At 64.7% G+C, this 18,581-nt stretch carries 10 protein-coding genes and 1 riboswitch; of the genes, 3 read left to right on the top strand and 7 right to left on the bottom strand.

Annotated elements, in window-relative coordinates:
• Window positions 1–37 precede the first annotated feature (37 nt).
• The 4 genes from ACVOL0_RS07735 to ACVOL0_RS07750 form a co-directional block, all read right to left on the bottom strand.
• Window positions 38–2,758 (bottom strand): TonB-dependent receptor domain-containing protein, encoded by a 2,721-nt coding sequence (locus tag ACVOL0_RS07735; RefSeq protein ID WP_481548583.1) that lies wholly within the window; start codon window positions 2,756–2,758, stop codon window positions 38–40.
• A gap of 171 nt (window positions 2,759–2,929) precedes the next feature.
• The gene (locus ACVOL0_RS07740; RefSeq protein WP_481548584.1) at window positions 2,930–4,651 is read right to left on the bottom strand and encodes a cation acetate symporter; all 1,722 of its coding nucleotides are present in this window, start codon (window positions 4,649–4,651) and stop codon (window positions 2,930–2,932) included.
• Window positions 4,648–4,965, bottom strand: coding sequence for a DUF485 domain-containing protein (locus tag ACVOL0_RS07745; protein WP_313172749.1), 318 nt, complete (start codon window positions 4,963–4,965; stop codon window positions 4,648–4,650). Before ACVOL0_RS07745 ends, ACVOL0_RS07740 begins: the two co-directional genes overlap by 4 nt.
• 151 nt (window positions 4,966–5,116) lie before the next feature.
• The gene (locus ACVOL0_RS07750) at window positions 5,117–6,550 is read right to left on the bottom strand and encodes a DcaP family trimeric outer membrane transporter (protein WP_481548585.1); all 1,434 of its coding nucleotides are present in this window, start codon (window positions 6,548–6,550) and stop codon (window positions 5,117–5,119) included.
• A gap of 239 nt (window positions 6,551–6,789) precedes the next feature.
• On the opposite strand from ACVOL0_RS07750, the gene acs reads away from it, so the two are divergent.
• Both acs and ACVOL0_RS07760 read left to right on the top strand, forming a co-directional pair.
• Window positions 6,790–8,733, top strand: coding sequence for an acetate--CoA ligase (gene acs / locus ACVOL0_RS07755; protein ID WP_481548586.1), 1,944 nt, complete (start codon window positions 6,790–6,792; stop codon window positions 8,731–8,733).
• 131 nt (window positions 8,734–8,864) lie between these two features.
• A complete protein-coding gene (locus tag ACVOL0_RS07760) occupies window positions 8,865–9,530 on the top strand; it encodes a response regulator transcription factor (RefSeq protein WP_057629262.1) in 666 nt (221 codons plus the stop codon).
• Window positions 9,531–9,857: 327 nt separating this feature from the next.
• Here ACVOL0_RS07760 and ACVOL0_RS07765 read toward each other — a convergent pair whose 3' ends face one another.
• Window positions 9,858–12,332, bottom strand: coding sequence for a methyl-accepting chemotaxis protein (locus tag ACVOL0_RS07765; RefSeq protein ID WP_481548587.1), 2,475 nt, complete (start codon window positions 12,330–12,332; stop codon window positions 9,858–9,860).
• 200 nt (window positions 12,333–12,532) lie between these two features.
• A riboswitch (yybP-ykoY riboswitch) is annotated at window positions 12,533–12,695 on the top strand.
• Between the two features lie 9 nt (window positions 12,696–12,704).
• Here ACVOL0_RS07765 and ACVOL0_RS07770 point away from each other — a divergent pair.
• Entirely contained in the window at window positions 12,705–13,313 is a 609-nt protein-coding gene (locus ACVOL0_RS07770) for a manganese efflux pump MntP (RefSeq protein ID WP_481548588.1), read from the top strand.
• 261 nt (window positions 13,314–13,574) lie between these two features.
• Here ACVOL0_RS07770 and ACVOL0_RS07775 read toward each other — a convergent pair whose 3' ends face one another.
• A complete protein-coding gene (locus tag ACVOL0_RS07775; RefSeq protein WP_481548589.1) occupies window positions 13,575–17,015 on the bottom strand; it encodes a hybrid sensor histidine kinase/response regulator in 3,441 nt (1,146 codons plus the stop codon).
• A gap of 536 nt (window positions 17,016–17,551) precedes the next feature.
• Window positions 17,552–18,571, bottom strand: coding sequence for an OmpA family protein (locus ACVOL0_RS07780; RefSeq protein ID WP_481548590.1), 1,020 nt, complete (start codon window positions 18,569–18,571; stop codon window positions 17,552–17,554).
• Window positions 18,572–18,581 lie beyond the last annotated feature (10 nt).

Consider the following 18,581-nt stretch of genomic DNA (forward strand, 5'->3'; position numbering starts at 1 on the left):
AACACTGCCGCCCATCACTGAGCGGCAGTCATCATCCCTAGAAACGCATGCGCGCGCCAAGCGTGAAGTAACGGCCGACCACATCGTAGTAAGGCGAACCAACCGCGCCCAGTGGGGACTTCTTGTCGAACAGGTTGCTGATGTCGGCGTAGACCTCGACCTCGTTGTCGCCCGCCAGCGCGAAGCGCGCCTTGCCACCCACATCCCAGTACACATAGGACGGGATGTTGCCGTTGGTCAGCACCAGCTGGTTGTTGTAGACGCCACTGGAAATGTAGCGTGCGCGCGCCTGCGCACCGTAGCGGTCACCGCGCCAGCCGAAGGTCGCGTTCGCACGCCAGCGTGGCACACCGGAGCCGCCGGTCAGGCCCTGTGAGGTCACGTACTCGAAGGTGTTCTTGCCGTCGTAGGTGGTGAGGTTGTCGGTCCAGGTCGCCAGCACGCGGGTATGGAAATTGCCCGACATCGCAGGGAACAACCTTGCCGCCGGCAGGTTGTAAAGCAGGTCCAGGTCGACACCATTGGTGCGGTACTCGGCCAGGTTGACGTAGTTGGAGTTGATACGCTCGATCTCGCCGTTGCCATCGCGCTGGATGCGTCCACACATGGCCTGGTTGCCGGCGATACAACGCAGCACCGTTTCCTGTGCCGACACCTGGGTGATGACGTCCTTGATCTCGATGTCGAAGTAATCCACCGACATGATCAGTCCCGGCACGCTGGCTGGCGCCCAGGTGAAGCCGGCGGTCAAGGTGTCGGCCTTCTCCGGGTCCAGCAGCGGATTGCCGCCGCCGATGACCAATGCACTGATCGAGGTGCCGGTCAGCGGATCGCTGATGGTCGACCAGCCGGTGGTGCTGGTGGTGTACATCTCCGACAGGTTGGCCGAGCGGATATCGCGCGAGCGGGTGAAGCGGCCACGGAAGCCATCGAAGAACTCGTTGGTCATGCCGTACTTCCACGACCAGATCGCACCGGAGCTGTTGTAGTCGCTGAAGCGCGCCGCCGCATTGACCTGCAGGTCACGCAGCACCGGCATGTCGCGCAGCAGCGGTGCGGCCACTTCGGCGAAGGCTTCGCGAACCTGGAAACTGCCGGCCATCGGCGAGGAGCTCCAGGTACTGAACGATTTGGTCAGGTCCTGCGCACCCACCTTCTGGTCGATCTGTTCCTTGCGCGCTTCCAGCCCCATCGCCACCGAGACTTCGCCGGCCGGCAACGAGAACGGCTCGCCACGCAGGTCCAGCCCAGCCGCATCCAGCTTGGTATTGGTCATGCGCTTGGGCGTGCCGGTTACATAGGCCGCCGCTTCTGCCGATGGCGCGCCATGGCCGATCAGGTTGATCGGCACGCAGCCGGAGTTGGGATTGCTCAGGGTCACCCGGCATACCGGCTTGCCGCTGACCGGATCGATCACCGCATCCACCGCATCGCGGTAGTTGCTGGTCAGCAGGAAGCCGGGCGCGGCCAGATCGGACTGGTTGTCGCCGTGGCTGTAGTAGCCGCTCCAGCGCCAGTTGTCGCCGACCACGCCATCCAGCGCCGCGGTGAACTGGGTGGTGCGGCGGTCGTAGTCGATATCGGGAAAGGCAAAATCGCTGTTGAAGCGCCCCAGGCCAAAGCTGGTCTCGCCTGCAGCCACCATTGCATCGCGCACGGAGGTCGGCAGGAAGGCGTTGTCCACGCCGATCTTCAGGCCGGTGCCACGGTTGTGGTCGCCGAACCACGGGAAGCGGTTCCAACTGCGCGAGTGGCGCACGTCCATGGTCAGGCTCGTGTTGTCAGTGAGATTCCACGACAACCTGCCCAGCACGTTGTAACGGCGCTGTGGCGTCATCAGTGAACTGATGTCGTCATTGCTCGGGCTTTCGCCGCCCTGGATAAGCGACGCGCCGGTATAGCCCGGGAACGCACGCAAGCTGCCATCCGGATTGAAGGCCTGCCCGGCCAGCACGCCGGTGGTGATCAATCCACCAATGGCGGCATTGCCATAACCCACGTTGTCTTTCATCGTGAACGTGCCATCGCCATTGGACAGCTGCGCGGTGCGACCCAGCCATGGACGCGATGACTTGGGGATGATGCCGTCGTTGTTCAGCGCCTCACCGCCAATCACGACGTGACCACGGCCCTGTGCGATCTCGAAACCGGTAGCGGCCGAAACGTATTGCTTCTGGTTGTCCGAGCGTGAGGACACGCCGCCCTGCACATCGATCTTTGTGCCGACCAGCTGGCTGTCCAGCTGCACGTTGACCACGCCTGCAACCGCGCCCGAACCCCAGGCGGCGGAGGCACCGCCGGTCACCACGTCCACGCCGCTGATCAGGATCGAAGGAATGCTGGCCAGGTCGTTGTCACTGGAGAAGCGCCGTCCATCCAGCAGCACCAGGGTGCGGCTGACGCCGAGGCCACGCAGGTCGACCGGCGCCCGTGCCGCGTCCACGCCGGTGGTATGGGTCTGCGGCGACACCGTGCCGCGGAACTGCGGCAGGTCGTTGAGCGCGGCGGCGATATTGGTGTGGGTGGAGAGCTGCAGGTCCTCCGGCGTCACCTTCACCGTCGGCGTCGGCGCGTTGAAGCCCGGCCGGTCGATGCGCGAGCCGGATGCGGTGACGTTGACGCTGCCGATATCCACCACCTTGTCGGTGGCTTGCTCAGGTTTGGCATCCACCGATTGGGCATAGGCACTGGGCAGGCTGCCGGCGATGATCAGGGCGATGCCCGTGGACAACGTGGTTCTGGCGATACGGCGCGGCATACGGTTCCTCGCAGAAGGCTGGAAGTGGAACGGCTGACCTGACAATGCGGACCCTCACCCGCATCTTAGGAAGCCACCTTCCCGCCCCGCATCAGGGAAAACCCCGATACCAACCGCTCAAACGACAACGGCCAGCACAAGGCTGGCCGTTGTTTCAAACGTTACCAATGCTTAGTGCGACGAAGCCTTGCTCGCACCAATGCCGGTCTCGGCACGCACTTCCTGCGCCGGGTAAGCAGCACGTTCGGCCTGTGCGTTCTTGCTCTTGTCGGTGATCGAGAAGAGCCAGATGCTGACGAAGGCAATCGTCATCGAGAACAGCGCCGGGCTGGTGTACGGGAACGGCGCACTGCCGGCCGCGTTGCCCAGCGTGTCCACCCATACCGACGGCGACAGCAGGGTCAGGATCAGCGACGAAGCCAGGCCCAACGAGCCGCCAATCACCGCACCGCGGGTGGTGCAGTCCTTCCACAGCAGCGACAGGATCAGCACCGGGAAGTTGGCCGAGGCGGCGATGGCGAAGGCCAGCGACACCATGAAGGCCACGTTCTGCTTCTCGAACACGATACCCAGCAGCACTGCGATCACGCCCAACGCCAGGGTGGTGATGCGCGATACACGCAGCTCCGAGCCCGGGGCCGGGTTGCCTTTCTTGAACACGGTGGCGTACAGGTCATGCGACACCGCCGATGCACCGGACAGTGTCAGGCCAGCAACCACGGCCAGGATGGTGGCGAAGGCCACGGCCGAGATGAAGCCCATGAACATGTTGCCGCCGACGGCCTTGCCGACCAGCACGGCTGCCATGTTCGGGCCGCCCTGGATGGTGCCGGTGACCGGGTCCGCGTACTCCGGGTTGGTCAACACCAGTGCGATCGCACCGAAACCGATGATGAAGATCAGGATGTAGAAGTAGCCGATCCAGGTGGTTGCCCACAGCACCGACTTGCGCGCCTGCTTGGCATCGGGAACGGTGAAGAAGCGCATCAGGATGTGCGGCAGGCCGGCGGTACCGAACATCAGTGCCATGCCGAACGAGATCGCCGAGATCGGGTCCTTGACGAAGCCACCAGGCCCCATGATCGCCAGGCCGGTGCTGGCCGCTTCCTCCGCACTCTTGCCGCCATTGGCCGCGATCTGGGTCTTGACCCGCACCGCCTCGGTGAACAACGCCTCGAAGCTGAAGTTGAAGTGCCACATCACCATCACGGCCATGAAGGTCACGCCCGACAGCAACAGGCAGGCCTTGATGATCTGCACCCAGGTGGTTGCAGTCATGCCGCCGAACAGCACGTAGACCATCATCAGCACGCCGACCAGCGCCACTGCGATCCAGTAGTCCAGGCCGAACAGCAGCTTGATCAACGCACCCGCACCCACCATCTGTGCGATCAGGTAGAACAGCACCACCACCAGCGTGCCCGATGCCGCGAACATGCGGATGGGCTTGGCCTGGAAGCGGTAGCCGGCGACGTCGGCGAAGGTAAAGCGGCCGAGGTTGCGCAGGCGCTCCGCCATCAGGAAGGTCAGGATCGGCCAACCAACGAGGAAGCCCAGCGCGTAGATCAGGCCGTCGTAACCATTGGTCATCACCGCGGCGGTGATGCCGAGGAAGGACGCCGCCGACATGTAGTCACCAGCGATGGCCAGGCCGTTCTGGAAACCGGTGATGCCGCCGCCGGCGGTGTAGAAGTCGGACGCCGACTTGGTGCGGCCAGCGGCCCACTTGGTGATGCCAAGCGTGAACAGCACAAAGGTCGCGAACATGATGATCGCGGTCCAGTTGGTCGGCTGGCGCACGGTCTGGCCGATGTCGCCACCGGCGGCCATGGCCGCACCACTGGCAATCAACAGGCCCAGCAGTGCGCCGGTTCGCAGGAAGGAGTGGGTCATTGTGCTTCCTCCACGATCTCTGCGGTCAACTTGTCGAATTCCTTGTTGGCGCGGCGCACGTAGAAGCCGGTGATGACGATGGTGAACACCATCAAGCCCAAGGCGATCGGAATGCCGACCGTGGTGATCTTGCCGGGGCCGATCGGCGTGGCCAGGAAGGCCTTGTCGAAGGCGATCAGGCCGATATAGCCGTAATACCCCAGCAGCATCAGGATGGTCAGGAACCAACCCAGCTTGTTGCGCGAGCTGCGCAGCCGTTGGTATTTCGGGTTGGAGGCGATCCGCTCTACACGGGGATCGACGGAAGCATTCATCGGAATTCTCCAGGCGTTGGGAATACGAACGCCACGGCATGCGGAGATGCCTTGACGGTCACATGAGTGCTCCCCGTGGGGGTAGGGAGATGGGGCGTACTACGTTTTCAGACGCGGTAGCGGCAGCACTGCGCCGCCGCTACCGGATGGGTCAGAAGCTGTACTTGGTGGTGAACTGCACGCGGCTGATATCGCCCTTCTTGCCGTTCTCGATCTCGCGCACGCCATACATCAACTCGGCACCGACATCGACCTTGGGCATCGGCGTGTAGAAGATGTTGCCGCGGATCGACTGCACGCTCTTGGTCACCAGGTCACCGGTGATGGAGGCGTTGTTGTCGTAATCGCTGCGGGCGTAGATCAGGTTGGTGCGCAGCTTCGGGGTGAAGGCATGGCGCCAGCCGACATAGCCGGCAACCACGCCGGTCGGATCGATCTCGTCTCGGATCGCGTCATAGCCGCCATCGGCAGTGATGCCCAGGCCGATGTAGCGCGAAATACCTTCGCCGCCGGTCAGCTGGTAATGCAGGGTATCGGCATCGCCCATCAGCCACTTGCCACCGAGGGTGACGCCGCCGCCGACCTTGCTGGCATCGGCACCGGTGGTCTGGTTGTCGAGCTTGAGCTGGCGCACCAGACCGGCCACGCCGAAGGTGCCCCAGTCGCCCTTCCAACCGTAGCGCACGGTCAGGTCGGGCATCGAACCACGGTCGGAGTTGGCAACCGCCGGCACGTTCCACTTGTTGGTGACCGGGTTGAAGGTGCCGGTAAGCGTGGTGGTTTCCGGGTTTTCCAGGGCAACACTGAGGCCGCCGTTGGTGTAACGGATCTGCGCCTGGCGCACGAAGATCACGCCATCGGTGGGGCCAACGAAGTCAGCCGCTTCCGGGATTGAGGCCGCGTCCATGAAGTTGGACCAGGTCTGGCCGGCCAACCACTTGTTCCAGTACATGTAGGCGTGGCGCAGGGTGACGCCATAAGTGTTGGTCGCGGTCTGATTGCCCAGCGCGTTGCCGAAGAAATCCATCTCGACCATCGCACCGGCCTTGTCGCCGTTCTCGGCGACATGGTCCACGCCGAGGTTGAAGCGCGAGAACTTGGCATGGGCGTTGTAGTCCACGTCCGAGGCCTTGCCCGAACCACCGGCGCCATGCACTGGCGTCTGGCCCGGCAGATACAGCGCGCGGCCGGTGGCATCGTCAGCCAGCTGGCCATCACCGGTACGCGTGGCAAGGAAATCGGCCTTGATGAAACCACCCACCTTGAAGGTGGTGCCCGCTGCCGCGCCCGGGGTGATGCTGGTCAGCTGAATCGGCTGCTTGCCCGCCGGCACCGCCGGTGCGGCAGCGCGCTCCGCCTGCGCAGTACGGACCTGCACCACTTCGCTCTGGGTCTGGGCGATGGCGCCCTGCTGTTGCTGCTGGGTGGACAGCAGCAGCTGCACCTGCCGCTCAAGATCGGCGACGCGTGCCTCCAGTGCCTTCTCCTTTGCGGTCTCGGCGAAGGCCATGCCCGGCGCAACCAGCGCGACGAACAAGGCAGCGGCAAGTGGCCTGCGGGCCGTTTTCAGGATGTTTCGATTCATCGGAACTGCCTCTCTCCAGGCTGGCGAACGGTCCGCGTCGATTGCACGGTCGCAGCCAGCGTGCGCGGCGATGGCAGCGGCCGGCTATTCGCCATTAGTCGTAAGCAGGCGTCTGTTCGACCATCGTCTAACAAAGGGGGCAGCGCGATAGGGGGCGGATGCGGCACACTTGGGGTGTCCCGGCCCTGTCCCACGACAGGGCTCATTCATTGGTTACAAGTGCAAAGGTGAGGGTTGCCATGACTGATGTATATCCCGTTGATTCCGCGTTCGCCGAGAAGGCACGGATCGACAAGAACACGTACCAGCAGCTGTACCGCGAATCGATCGAAAACCCCGATGCGTTCTGGGCCAAGGCCGCCGAACGCCTGGACTGGTACAAGAAGCCGACCAAGATCAAGAACGTCAGCTACCAGCTCGACGACTTCCGCATCAAGTGGTTCGAGGACGGCGAACTCAACGTCAGCGTCAACTGCCTGGACCGGCAGCTGGCCACGCGCGGCGACAAGACCGCCATCCTGTTCGAGGCCGATGGCCCGGACAGCCCGGCGCAGAAGGTCAGCTACCGCGAACTGCACCAGCGCGTCTGCCGCCTGGGCAATGCGCTGCGCAACCTCGGCATCAAGAAGGGTGACCGCGTCACCATCTACCTGCCGATGATCGTCGACGCCGCGGTGGCGATGCTGGCCTGCGCCCGCGTTGGCGCCATCCATTCGGTAGTGTTTGGTGGCTTTGCCGCCAACTCGATTGCCGACCGTGTCGGCGACTGCGCCAGCAAGCTGATCATCACCGCCGACGAAGGCCTGCGTGGTGGCAAGAAGGTGCCGCTGAAGGCCAACGTCGATGCCGCGCTGAAGCTGCCCGGCACCAATACCGTGGAGACCGTGCTGGTGGTGCGCCACACCGGTGGCGCTGTCGACATGCAGGCGCCGCGTGATCGCTGGTTCCATGATGTGGTGGACACCCAGCCGGCTGAGTGCGAACCCGAGCGCATGAACGCGGAAGATCCGCTGTTCATCCTCTACACCTCCGGCTCCACCGGCAAACCCAAGGGCGTGCTGCACACCACCGGCGGCTACCTGCTGTACGCGGCCTACACCCATGAAGCGGTGTTCGACCTGCGCGAAGACGATATCTACTGGTGCACCGCCGATGTCGGTTGGGTCACCGGCCATAGCTACATCGTCTACGGCCCGCTGGCCAACGGCGCCACCTCGGTGATGTTCGAAGGCGTGCCGAACTACCCGAACACCTCGCGCTTCTGGGACGTGATCGACAAGCACCAGGTCACCATCTTCTACACCGCGCCCACCGCCATCCGTGCGCTGATGCGCGATGGCGAGGAGCCGGTCAAGCGCACCTCGCGCAAGAGCCTGCGCCTGCTCGGCAGCGTCGGCGAGCCGATCAATCCGGAAGCCTGGCGCTGGTATTACGACGTGGTTGGCGATGCACGCTGCCCGATCGTGGACACCTGGTGGCAGACCGAAACCGGCGGCATCCTGATTTCGCCGCTGCCGGGTGCAACCGACCTCAAGCCGGGCTCGGCAACGCTGCCGTTCTTCGGCGTGCAGCCGGCGCTGGTCAGTGCCGATGGTGAACCGCTGGAAGGCGCCACCGAAGGCAACCTGATCATCCGTGATTCCTGGCCGGGCCAGATGCGTACCGTCTACGGTGACCACCAGCGTTTCATCGATACCTATTTCCGCACCTACCCGGGCAGCTACTTCACCGGTGACGGCTGCCGTCGCGATGAAGATGGTTACTACTGGATCACCGGTCGCGTCGATGACGTGATGAACGTGTCCGGTCACCGCATCGGCACGGCCGAGGTGGAAAGTGCGCTGGTCTCGCACCCGAAGGTGGCCGAAGCCGCCGTGGTCGGCTTCCCGCACGACATCAAGGGCCAGGGCATCTATGCCTATGTCACCCTGATCGCCGGCGAAGCACAGACCGACGAGCTGCTCAAGGAACTGGTGGCATGGGTGCGCAAGGAAATCGGCCCGATCGCCGCGCCGGATCACCTGCAATGGGCGCCGGGCCTGCCCAAGACCCGCTCGGGCAAGATCATGCGCCGCATCCTGCGCAAGATCGCCGAGAACGCCCCGGACCAGCTCGGCGACACCTCCACGCTGGCCGATCCGTCCGTGGTGGCGTCGCTGGTGGAAGAGCGCAAGGTTCGCTAAGCGGCACACAAACCCGGGGCACCACGGTGCCCCGGCTGTCGGTCCGTGTGGAGGGCGTGGATCGGCATCTGTACCGGTATCCTGTTTCACCGGAAGGGCGTCACGCCCCTTACTCCAGCATTGGATCGCATATGCCTACCCTCCTCATTGCCGATGACCATCCGCTGTTCCGCGAAGCCCTCAAGGGCGCGGTGCAACGTGTCATTCCCGGCGTGCAGCTGATGGAGGCCGACAGCGTCGAAGCACTGTACGCACTGGCCGAACAACACCCCGATGCCGATCTGGTACTGATGGACCTCAACATGCCCGGCGCGCAAGGCTTCAACGCGCTGGTGCACCTGCGTTCGCTGCACCCGCAATTGCCCATCGTGGTGGTGTCTGCACGCGAGGAAGCGACGGTGATGCGGCGTGCACTGGACCATGGTGCATTCGGCTTCATTCCAAAATCCGCCGATTCGGACACCATCGGCCATGCGCTGGGCACCATCCTCGATGGCGAGCGCTGGGCACCGGCCGAGGCACACAACGTGCCGCCGACCCCGAATGAAGAACGCGAAGTCGGCCAACGCCTGCGCGAACTGACCCCGCAGCAGTTCCGCGTGCTGCAGATGCTGGGCGTAGGCCGCCTGAACAAGCAGATCGCCTATGACCTGGGCGTTTCCGAGGCCACCATCAAGGCCCACGTCACCGCCATCCTGCGCAAGCTCGGCGTCACCAACCGCACCCAGGCGGTGCTGATGGCCGGCAAGCTCGCCATCGACGACGACGCCATCGTGCTGCCGCCGGAAGAAGATTGAGTTGCTGCTGGCGCTTGCCTGCGGCTGAGCGCTGAAAACTACCCTTGCGCCCCTCCCCTTTGGCGTAGCCAAGGGGGAGGTTGGGAGCGGGTGGCTTTGGCTGTTGCTTCTGCGCGTTGTCTGGCTTGCCCGCGAACAGCACCCCTCCCCAGCCCTCTCCTGCGCGTTGCGCAAGGGAGGGAGACTGGTCCCTCCCCTTTGGCGTAGCCAAGGGGGAGGTTGGGAGGGGGTAGCTTTGGCTGTTGCTTCTGCGCGTTGTCGGGCTTGCCTGCGAACAGCCCCCTCCCCAACCTTCCCCTGCGCGTTGCGCAAGGGAGGGATTGCAGCTCATGCCGAACGCTGCAGCACCGGTTCCGCTGCCGCCGTCGCATCCACCACGAACACTTCCGCCGCTGCGGCCAGCTCCTGCGTCTGCTCGCGCATCGCCTGCGCCGCCTGCGATGAGGCGCGAGCGACCTCGCCACTCTGGCGGGTGCCGTCGCCGATACGCCGCAACAGGCGCTCCACATCATCCACCGCGCTGACCTGCCGCGCCGAGCCTGCATCGATCCGCTCCAGCGCGCTGGCCACCTGCGCCACCCGACCGCCGATGTCCTGCATCGCCGCACCGCTGCTGTCAGCCAGCCGCGCGCCTTCCTCCACCTGCCGCAGCGATGCGTCGATCAGGCCGCGGATCTGCTTGGACGCCTCCGCCGAACGCTGCGCCAGCTGGCGCACCTCGTTGGCCACCACCGCGAAACCACGCCCGTGGCTGCCGGCCCGCGCGGCCTCGACCGCGGCGTTCAGTGCCAGCAGATTGGTCTGGAACGACAGGCTGTCGACGGTGGCGACGATCTCGCGGATGTGCCGTGAGGACGCCCGCAGCTGCTCCATGCCAGTGATCGCAGCCGCCGTGGCCTGGCGCCCGCGTTCGGCCGCATCGCTGGCCTGCGCCGACACCAGCGCACTCTCGCGTGCACTGCCGGCATTCTCGCGCGCCTCACCGGCCACCGAGCGCACCCGCTGCAACGCCTCATGCACGTCACCCACCTGCTGTTCCACGCGTCCGGAAAGATCGGCGGTGCCACTGGCCATGTCGCCCACCGCCGCCTGCACGCTGCCCGCCGACTGCTGGATGCGGGCGACGATGCCGCCCACCTGCTGCATGGCCTCCTCCAGCCCTTGCCGCAGGCGTGCGTAGATGCCCTTACCGTCGCTGCGCATGCGCGCACTCAGGTCACCGTGGGCGAAGTGGCCGATCACCCGCGTCGCATCCGCCACCTGCGCCTGCACGCTGTCCAGCAGGGCATTGATGCGCTCACCCAACTGCAGCACGAAGCCCTGCTTGTCGGCCAGCACGATGCGCCCCTGCAGGTCACCGGCGGTCGCGGCCGCGACCACCGCGGCCACTTCGTTGACGATCACCCGCTCAAGCCGTCGGTCCTGCCATTCCATCACCAGGCCAAGTACCCGATCAGCTTCCAGCACCGGGCTGGCCCGCAGCAGGAAGCCACTGTTACCCAGCTCCACCTCCGCATCCATCGCCACGCTCTGCTCGAAGGCTGCCCGCACGAGTGCGGCAACTGCCGGGCCGAGTTCGGCCACCTCGCTGTCCACCTCGGCCGCGCCTTCGATCCCGGCCTGGGCGAAGGCCTGCTGCAATGCCGGATTGGCATAGACCATGCGGCCTGCGGCATCCGTCACCAGCACCGCGGCGCTGGCCACGTCCAACGCCTGGCGTACCCGTTGATTGGCCCCCGCCGCCAGGCGTTCGCCGGCAATGCGCTCGCGCAGGCTGGACTGCATCTGCATCAGCGCCGCCGCCAACCGACCAATCTCGTCATGCGCATTGCGTACCACCAACCGGCCGTCCAGATCATCGTCGGCAATGGCGCGGGCGAAGGCCGCCGCGTCGGCCAGCGGCCGTTCCACCGCACGCAGCAACAACAGCAGCAGGCTGACCAGCAACAAGCCGACCACCAGCACGGTGGCAGCGAAGGCGGCATCCATCCAACGCCGCGCTGCGGCCTGTTCGTCGCGTTGCTTGGCCAGGCTGGCGCGCTGTGCCTGCTGCAAGCGGGTCAGCACCGGCAAGGCCTTGCCGGCCAGATCATCCATCGCCAGGGTCTCGCTGTCGGCCCCGTAGCGCGCCGCTGCATAGGACAGGAATGCCTCCTGGTAGCGCTGCATCGCATCGCGCACCTGCTGCTTGCTGCTGTCCGGCATGCGCGCTGCCTGCAGCAGCAACTCGAAGGGCATCACCTGCGCACTCAGTTCGTCCGCGTATTTCTGCTCACGGCGCAGGATGAAGTCCTTCTCGTAGCGGCGCATCGTCAGCATCGACACCTGCAGCGCTGCATCGGGATGCTCGCCGATCAGGTTCTCCACTTCGTGCACGGCATTGCGCAGCTGGCCCTGCATGCCGCTATCGGCATCGTGGCCAAGCTCGGTGATGCGCTGATCCAGTGCCTGTCCGGATTGAACATACTCGAGCAGAGGCGCGCGCAATGCCTGCTCCCAACCTGCGCCCTTCGCGTCCGTGGCCAGCAAGGCCTGCAGGCGACCATTGGCGGCCACAAATGCCTGCCCGGCGGCGGCCGAGAACGACATGGCATACTCGGCCTGGGCGCGGCGCGCCTCGGCAAACGCGGCCACCAGCGCCTCCAGCTGCGCGGCATCCTGCTGGTAACTCTGCAGCCGCTGGTCGGCACCGCGCATGCCAACACTGAGCCAGGCATAGGCCGAGCCGATGACAAGCAGGCCGACCACCAGCGCCAGCAGGCTCAGGCGTAGTTTCTGGGCGATACCAAGGGGGAACTTCATGCCGCACTCCGGGCGTAGAGATGCCTCGAAATCGGCCGCATATCAGGTTTCTTGAGTGCTGATTTGCAGGAAATTACCGCGTTGCGCCAGCCGTGCGCGCGTATCAGGCCATGCTTCGATGACAGTGATGTTTCAGTCCCGCAGGCCAACCGGCACCCAGGGGCTGCGCCGTTCAGATTGGTGCCATGCTAGAATCCGCGCTCCCTTGGGGAGTAGCCTGCTTCCAGCATTGGAAGCGCCCACATCAACATACTCGGCCAGTGCGCCGTGGTGTGGGCAGCCAGACCCGGTTGGCGAGACCAGCGGCATGCGTGCGCAACTACGGTTGGGCGCGGCGCATGCCGTTTGTGTCCGCCCGACCCGGTAATCCTGATGTCTCCCATTTCCATTGTTCTGATCGGCTTTGCCATGTCCACCGACGCCTTCGCCGCGGCGGTCGGCAAGGGCGCTGCCATGCGCAAACCACGCCTGCTCGACGCACTACGCGCGGGTTTGATCTTCGGCGTGATCGAAGCCATTACCCCCATCATCGGCTGGCTGCTGGGCCGCGCTGCTTCGCAGTATGTGCAGGCCTTCGATCATTGGATCGCATTCGGCCTGCTTGGCGTACTGGGTGCGCACATGATCATCGCCGGCTTGAAGCCTGAAGATGAAACCGAAGGTGACGGTGATGACGACGGAGCCGGCGAGCAGCACAAGAGTTTCTGGACCCTGGCAGTGACCGGCTTTGCAACCAGCATCGATGCGATGGCGATAGGCGTTGGCCTGGCCTTCCTTGATGTGCACATCGGTGTGGTCGCGCTGGTGATCGGCCTGTGCACGATGACCATGGTGACCATCGGCATCATGCTTGGCCGTGCCTTGGGCGCCCTGGTTGGCAAGCGCGCGGAAATCATCGGCGGCGTGATCCTGATCATCATCGGCTGCGCGATTCTGTACGAGCACCTGAGTGCGGCAACCGCTGTCGTGGGAGCGGCATAAGCCGACACCACCTGTGGAGCGCAGCCCTGCTGCGCTGGGGCACTACCGGCAAGGCCTCTGCCGAGCATGGCTCGGCACTACAGAGCTAGCCCCTCTCCCGCATGCGGGGTGAGATTGGCAGCTTGCGAACCAACGGTTCGCTGCCCATCGAACGCCCTTGCGTCAGCGCAAGGGCCGGGGCGCGAAGCGGGGCTTTGGGTGAGGGCGGTTTTTTTGGTAAGGCCCCTGCCGAGCGTGGCTCGGCACTACCGGTCTGCGCTGCTAGCGCCTGCGCGGGTCATGCAATGCGGTGAGGAAGGCGCGCAGCGAGGCCGGCTTCACCGGCTTGGTCAGCACCCTGTATCCACGTTCGCGGGCCATGCGCTTCAATTCATCGCGTCCGTCAGCAGTCAGCAAAGCACCGGGCAAGGGCCGACCCGCGGTTTCGCGCAAGATGACCAGGGTATCCAGTCCATCCAGCCTATCGTGCAGGTGGTAGTCCACCAGCATCACGTCGGGCTGCTCACTCAATTTCTCCAGCGCCATGTCCACTGTGCTGGCGGCGATCACCTCCACCTTCCAGCGGCCCAGCAAGGCGCGCATGCCATCGAGGATTTCCTGGTCGTTGTCCACGCACAGCACGCGCATGCCGGCCAGCGAATCGTCACCACCGAAGGCCGTGGGCAGGCGTGGCGAGGGCAATGGTGCGGCCGGCGTTTCAACCCGCGGCAAACTGATCGAGAACATGCTGCCGTGGCCTGGCTGGCTGCGCGCGTTCAAGCCGTGATCGAGCAGGCGCGAGATGCGTTGGCAGATCGACAGGCCCAAGCCCAAACCCTGCTCGCCCCAGTCGAACGGCTGCTGGTAGCGATGGAACTCGTTGAAGATCTGCTGCATGTGGTGCTCGGGAATGCCCGGCCCCGTGTCCCAGACCTGCAACTCCACCTCATCGCCACGCACACGTAGTGCCAGCACGATGCGACCACTGCGCGTATAGCGCAGCGCGTTGGCCATGAAGTTCTGCAGCACGCGACGCAATAGGCGCCGATCACTGCGCACCCAGGCAGTACGTGCAAACACGTGCAGGCGCAGACCGCGGCCTGCCGCTACCGGCGTGTACTGTGCCGCGAGCTCGCGTACCAGCACACTGGCATCGAATTCACTGATGGTCGGGCGCAGGCCGCCAGCATCCAGTCGCGACACGTCCAGCAGACCATCCAGCAACTCTTCGGCAGCACGCAGGGAAGCATCGACACGCTCGGCCAGATGCCGTTGCTCCTCGGTCTCAGGAAGGCTGTCACGCAGTGCGGAGGCAAACAGACGTGCCGCATTCAAGGGCTGCAACACATCATGGCTGATCGCGGCTAGGAAGCGCGTCTTTGATTGCTGCGCCGCTTCAGCCGCCTGCGAACGCTCGGCTACGCGCTGCTCCAGCGTTTCGTTGGCTTCCAGCAATGCCTGCTCAGCGTTCTTGAAGTCGGTGATGTCGTTGTAGCTGGTGACATAGCCGCCACCGGGCAAGGCCTGGCCACGCAGCTCGATGACCTTGCCATCGGCGCCAGTACGCTCGAACACATGCGGCGAACCAGCACGCATATAGCCGATGCGGCGATTGATCTGTACTTCGATATCGCCCGAACCCAACTCGCCACGCTCGGCGTTGTAGCGGATCAGGTCGGCAACCGGGCGGCCGACGTAGAGCATCCCGTCCGGATAGCCGAACATCTGCTGGTAGCGCCTGTTCCACGCAGTCAGCCGCATTTCCGGATCAACCACGCTGACCCCGGCACTGATGTTTTCCAAGGTGGTGGACAGAATCTCGCGATTGAAGCGCAGCTCCTGTCCCGCTTCGTCCAGCACTGCCACCACTTCGCCCAGGTCCATGCCCGAGCCGCGCAGCAGGCTGGTCAGCAGCAGACGCGCGGATGCAGCACCAATGGATGCGGCGAGCAGACGTTCGGTGAACTGCACCCAGACACGGTCGGCTGCAGCGGCAGGTTGGAATTCACGCTCAAGCAGCTGCGCCTGTTCGCCGAACGAACGCCGCGCGCGGTTGTCGCCGATGACGCGCGTAGCCAGGGCCAACAGATCGCGTACCTTGACGTGCGCCGGCCAGTCACCCGCCACCACCGGGCGCTTGGCATACGGGTCCAGGAACGGTGCCGCGCGCAGACGCTCAGCGACATCAGGCCGCCAGCGCATCGACACCAGCAACATGGTCACGGTATTGATCAGCAGCGACCAGAAGGTGCCATGGGTCAACGGGTCCCAGCCGGTCAGGCCGAACAGCTGCTGCGGTCGTAGCCAGCCGATGCCGAACGGCCCCTGCGTCAGCAGGCTGGCATCCAACCAACCACCATGACTCAGCGCCGGCACCAGCAAGGTGTAAGCCCAGACCACAAAGCCGGCCAGCATGCCGGTCTCGACGCCGCGCCGGCTGGCGCCACGCCAATACAGGCCACCAAGCAGACCCGGCGCGAACTGCGCCACCGCGGCGAACGCCATCAGCCCGTAGGCGGCCAGCATGGTGTCGTCATTGCTGCCGCGGTAATAGCCGTAGGCAACCAAGGCCAACAGCACGATTGCCATGCGCCGTATCCACAGCACGCGCGAGGCCACATTGGCGGCCTCGCGGTGGTCGCCACTGCGGCGCAGCAGCAGCGGCATCACCAGGTCGTTGCTGATCATCGTCGCCAGCGCGATCGAGGACACGATGACCATGCCGGTAGCCGCGGAGAAGCCACCGATGTAAGCAATCAAAGCGAGCGTGGTATTGCCGGCGAACATCGGCAAGGCCAGTACCAAGGTGTCGTCCGAGGCCAGGCCGGTGCCAAACATCGCCGCGCCGGCGGTGGCAATGGGCACGATCATCAGCGAGATCAACACCAGATAGCTGCCGAACATCCAGCGTGCGCTGCGCACATCGGCGGCATTGCCGCATTCAACCACCGCCACGTGGAACTGCCGTGGCAGGCATATCAGGGCAAGAAAGCTGAGCAGCGTCTGCGAGACGAAGCCCACCGGCGGCATGCCTTCAAACAAGGTGCGTGCCGACTGCACCACCGACTCGCCGCGGTCGGTCAGCCACACGTAGGCGAATACGCCGATGGCAACCATGGCCAACAGCTTGATCAATGATTCCACGGCGATGGCCAGCATCATGCCGTAATGGTGCTCGGTGGCATCGACCTGACGGGTGCCGAACAGGATGGCGAACAAGGCCATCAGCAGCGCCACATACAGCGCCGGGTCGGTCAGGAAACCCTTGCCGGCAGCGTCGCCAGTGAGCACCTGCAGGCTCATCGCCACGGCTTTGTACTGCAGCGCCAGATACGGCACCACGCCGATCAGCGCGATCAGCGCGACCAACGCCGCCAAGCGCCGCGAACGGCCGAAGCGCGAGGAAATGAAGTCGGCGATGGAGACCACGTTCTCGCTGCGGGCGATCAGCGCCAGCCGCTCGATGATGCGCCAGCCGAACATCAGCATCAGCAGCGGGCCCAGATAAATAGGCAGATAGCCGATGCCGTAACGCACCGCCGAGCCAACCGCACCGTAGAAGGTCCAGGACGAGCAATAAACCGCCAGCGCCAGGCTGTAGACCACCGGCCGCAGCCAGGGGCGGTCCGGATACAGCGGGCGACGGTCACCCCACCAGGCCACGCCGAACAGCAGCGCGGCATAGCAGAGTGAGACCAGAAGCAGGATCCAGCTGGAGACCAAGGGTAGTTCCCGTGCGACTTAGCCGGGCCAGTGTAGCCATTCCGCAGGATTGGGGCTTTCTGCCCCCTCCCTTGTGCGCAGCACAGGGGGTCATTTGGCGGTGGCAGTCTGATGCGCTTTCCGCTTGGCGTGTCCGTACCGTCTGAAGCACAAAACTTCGAGCTACGCTCGCCTACCCCTCCCCAGCTCTCCCCTGCGCCTATGGCGCAAGGGAGGGGGCAGATCGCCAGCACGCGGAGAATGCGTCGGCTGCTGCTTGGCCCCCTCCCTTGTGCGAAGCACAGGGGAGGGCTAGGGAGGGGTGCTTTTGGCGCAGGCAATCGGATGGGCTTTTCGTTTGTCGCGTTCGTACGTTCTGAAGCTCAGAGCGTCGAGCTGCGCTCGCCTACCCCTCCCCAGCCCTCCCCTGCGCCTGCGGCGCAAGGGAGGGGGCAGATCGCCTGCGCACGGAGATTCCCCGGGAGGAGACTTACTCCCCAAAACGAACAACGCCCCGACATTGCCGGGGCGTTGTTGATCAACTCTTCGCGCTGAACTTACTGCGCCAGCTCAAACCGCACTTCCACACGGCGGTTCGGCAGCAGGCATTCCAGCAAGGCTGCACGCGGCTTTACGCCGTCGCACTGCTGCACCTGCTGGGTGTCGCCGCGGTACTCGTAACGGATCTTGTCCGCCGGCACACCGCGGCCGACCAGCAACTCGCGCACGGTCTTGGCGCGACGCTCGGACAGGGCCTGGTTGTAGTCGAAGCCATTGCCCTGCATGCGATCGGCGTGGCCAACCAGGGTCACCCCGGCCAGTTCACGCTTCTCGTTACCGATGGTGGCCAGGGCGCGGTCCACGCTCTCCAGCGAATAGGTGCGGATGTCCTTGTAGCCGTCACGGTCGAACTCGAACAGCACATTGGCGATCAACGGGCCTGCTGCTACGGGAGCAATCACCGGGCCGGCCGGGTCGACGCCGCACAGTCGCGCTGCGGTTTCGGCGTCGTTGACCAGGTCTTCGGCGATCTGGATGTAGGGCTTGGAGTGGCGCCACTGCTGCTGGTTGAACTCGTTGCCAGCGTGCACCAGCTCCACTTCACCACAGGCCACCTTCTGCGAGGCGCAGGCGAAACCCGGTGTGCCGTGGATGACTTTCAGGCGCTGCCACAGGTCGGCACGCAGGTACTTGGCGCCGTTGACCAGGGCGGTGTCGGTGGGGATCGGCGAAACGCCGTTCTCCATGTCCACGATCAGCTTCTCCGACTCGGTCAGCGCTTCCTGCGGGAAGGCGCTGCGGTCGTTGCGGGTGTATTCGTGGAAGGACACGTCCAACCAGCACTGGGCCTTGGACAGGTGGTAGTCGCGGATCGGGCGACCGCCATCGTTCAATGCCTGGATGCGGCCCTGGGTCGCTTCGTACGACTGCAGGTCGGCATGGATGGCCTCGTCGCTGATGCGCTTGGCCTGCGGGTTGAGCTGGGTCTGCTGGGCGCCGGCGGAGCCGGCGACAGCGAATGCAGCCAGGGCCAACAAGGTGCGCAGCGGACGGTTCTTGGTTTGCATAATGGTCATGGTGTCGTCC

This window comes from Stenotrophomonas sp. STEN021, from assembly GCF_056760175.1.

What these genes read in the sequence shown, in the direction of transcription:
- ACVOL0_RS07760 (WP_057629262.1), top strand. Translation starts at nt 8,865, where the DNA reads ATGCCTACCCTCCTCATTGCCGATGACCATCCGCTGTTCCGCGAAGCC.
- ACVOL0_RS07735 (WP_481548583.1), bottom strand. Translation starts at nt 2,758, where the DNA reads ATGCCGCGCCGTATCGCCAGAACCACGTTGTCCACGGGCATCGCCCTG.
- ACVOL0_RS07745 (WP_313172749.1), bottom strand. Translation starts at nt 4,965, where the DNA reads ATGAATGCTTCCGTCGATCCCCGTGTAGAGCGGATCGCCTCCAACCCG.
- acs (WP_481548586.1), top strand. Translation starts at nt 6,790, where the DNA reads ATGACTGATGTATATCCCGTTGATTCCGCGTTCGCCGAGAAGGCACGG.
- ACVOL0_RS07780 (WP_481548590.1), bottom strand. Translation starts at nt 18,571, where the DNA reads ATGACCATTATGCAAACCAAGAACCGTCCGCTGCGCACCTTGTTGGCC.
- ACVOL0_RS07740 (WP_481548584.1), bottom strand. Translation starts at nt 4,651, where the DNA reads ATGACCCACTCCTTCCTGCGAACCGGCGCACTGCTGGGCCTGTTGATT.
- ACVOL0_RS07750 (WP_481548585.1), bottom strand. Translation starts at nt 6,550, where the DNA reads ATGAATCGAAACATCCTGAAAACGGCCCGCAGGCCACTTGCCGCTGCC.
- ACVOL0_RS07765 (WP_481548587.1), bottom strand. Translation starts at nt 12,332, where the DNA reads ATGAAGTTCCCCCTTGGTATCGCCCAGAAACTACGCCTGAGCCTGCTG.
- ACVOL0_RS07770 (WP_481548588.1), top strand. Translation starts at nt 12,705, where the DNA reads ATGTCTCCCATTTCCATTGTTCTGATCGGCTTTGCCATGTCCACCGAC.